This window comes from Streptococcus fryi (genome assembly GCF_053206505.1).
On the sequence record NZ_JBRUGW010000073.1, the window covers coordinates 1 to 1,679 of the forward strand.

2 protein-coding genes, 1 tRNA gene and 1 other RNA gene are annotated in these 1,679 nt (G+C 35.1%); 2 read left to right on the top strand and 2 right to left on the bottom strand.

All coding sequences use genetic code 11. The features are described 5' to 3' along the window. The first annotated feature begins 157 nt into the window (after nt 1-157). Together ACVRZH_RS10070 and ACVRZH_RS10075 are read left to right on the top strand one after the other, a co-directional pair. Complete coding sequence (locus ACVRZH_RS10070; RefSeq protein ID WP_447455136.1) at nt 158-280, top strand: hypothetical protein; 123 nt, start codon at nt 158-160, stop codon at nt 278-280. Between the two features lie 84 nt (nt 281-364). Then, nucleotides 365-436: transfer RNA gene (locus ACVRZH_RS10075), tRNA-Arg, on the top strand. 72 nt (nt 437-508) lie between these two features. On the opposite strand, the gene ACVRZH_RS10080 is transcribed toward ACVRZH_RS10075, so the two are convergent. Beyond that, nucleotides 509-1,126, bottom strand: coding sequence for a DUF3862 domain-containing protein (locus ACVRZH_RS10080; RefSeq protein WP_447455137.1), 618 nt, complete (start codon nt 1,124-1,126; stop codon nt 509-511). A 25-nt stretch (nt 1,127-1,151) separates the two neighbouring features. Further along, nucleotides 1,152-1,499: a transfer-messenger RNA gene (ssrA, locus tag ACVRZH_RS10085) on the bottom strand. Nucleotides 1,500-1,679: the final 180 nt, after the last annotated feature.

The window sequence follows — 1,679 nt, forward strand, 5'->3', positions numbered from 1 at the left end:
GATTCCGAAACTTTGACAACTTTAAAAGAAGGATTTTGATTGCCTTGAACATCAAAAAGGAGAGAACCAATCTGATTCTCTCCAGATGTTAGCTTTTCATCTACCCACTACAGTTGACAAAGAGCCGGTTTTGTTTGGCTCTGAGATTAGGGTTAATATGCGACAGATTTTGAAGAAGACTAATCACGACGCTCACACCATTCCACAGGCGACAATCGCTTTGAATGGGGCAACGAGTACACCAATTGGACAACTTAAGAAGTGGATAGAGGACTTTTAACCTTTTCCGAGGAAAACTTGACACATACAAATGCTTTATAGTGCTATGAATAATCGAAAAGTTATGCTATAATATTTCTATAAACCAACTTTAGTGTAATGGATATCACGCAAGATTCCGGTTCTTGAAATGGGGGTTCGATTCCCTCAAGTTGGATAAATTATATAAAAACACACGACAATAAACAATGTCAAACAGGCTAGGAGAAAAATCCTAGCCTGTTTGACATTATTCAGATTTCTTTAAGCCATTTTGAACTTTCTTAACTAAAATGTTATTCTCAAAAGTTAATTCGATAAAAGGATTATTTTTATCGTATAGTAGATTACTAGTCCAAATAGCTTGAATATGTTCACTCTCTGAGGATATAGACTCGGCAATAACATCAGGCTGACCAAAACGATCAATAATGGTCTTATATGATTCCTCATCTTCAAGAGCTTCAAAATCATCTAACGAAATTCGTCCATCTCTAATAAACTCAAAATTAGAAATCGATCTAGAAATAGCACTGTTTTCAAAGAATCTAATTGATAATGAGGCTTGTTCAAATTGCCATGTCAAAGAATCAAGCTCTATGTTTTCACCTGCTGGTATTTTTTCTTGTGTTGTTGGCTGACCAAACAACTGAATCATCTCCTCAATAGTAGAGCCACCTTTAAAATCAGATGCTAAACGTCCTAACTTAATTTGATTAAATTTTAATCTCTGTTCCTCATCAACAGCCTTAATCTGTTTTACAGCTTGATTTTCGTTCGGTTTAACTTCTTTTTTATCAAAGCATTGACAAGCCGATAATAAAAATAAAGAAACAATACTTAGTAGCACAATTTTTTTTGATTTCATAAACTCTTCCCTAATGACATTAAAAATATGGAGCCGGTGGGAGTCGAACCCACGTCCAAACATCTGCTAACTCATTTGTCTACAACTATAGGTTATGTCTTAGTTTAACTGTTTGATGATACATAACTCAAACCATCAAACAGCGATCCTATTAATCTCCTTTTAGTCATATAGGCACTAACTAAACATAGCTTGCTAATTTAAGACCTTTAGCAAGACACAAGCAATCTTGCGAAAGTCACGTCTGCTGGTTATTAAGCAGCTAGAGCGTAAGTTGTGTTATTTTTTGCAGTTATATTTAACTGGCGCTTTACATCCGCGAGATGAGTTGCAAAACAAGCCTCATAATGCCTGTCGAATCCGTAACGACCCCTAATAATATTATGTAACTAGTATAGCAAAATTTTCTTTAAAAAGCAAAAAAAGATGGCTCTATAATTTCTGTAGTGGGTAACTCCACCATAGAGATTATAGGGCCTTTTGAGTATCAAAAAGTCCCATATGACCTATAATGAAAAGCAAGCAAACCATCATTAGAAAGCCTCATATGGAA